Source organism: Paraburkholderia sp. SIMBA_054 (genome assembly GCF_046534875.1).
Classification (GTDB): domain Bacteria; phylum Pseudomonadota; class Gammaproteobacteria; order Burkholderiales; family Burkholderiaceae; genus Paraburkholderia; species Paraburkholderia hospita.
Map to the genome: position 1 here is coordinate 1 of NZ_JAWRXV010001149.1, position 257 is coordinate 257.

At 60.3% G+C, this 257-nt stretch carries 1 pseudogene; it reads left to right on the plus strand.

Annotation, left to right across the window (positions count from 1 at the left end):
* Positions 1 to 257, plus strand: a pseudogene (locus tag SB822_RS58755) (acyl-CoA desaturase); the annotation flags it as partial.

A 257-nucleotide genomic window follows, 5' to 3' on the forward strand; every position in this document is an offset into this window, starting at 1 on the left:
CTCGAAGGCGCGGAACTGTACCGCACGGAAGCGAAAAACGAAGAGACGATGCGCAAGTTCAGTCACGGCACGCCGAACGACTGGATGGAACGCAACGTCTACACGAAGTACCCGATTCTCGGCGTCAGCCTGATGATGGTGCTGAACGTCGCGCTGTTCGGCGTGGTCGGCCTGACCATCTGGGCGGTGCAAATGGTGTGGATTCCCTTCTGGGCAGCCGGCGTGGTGAACGGTCTCGCGCACTTCTGGGGTTATCG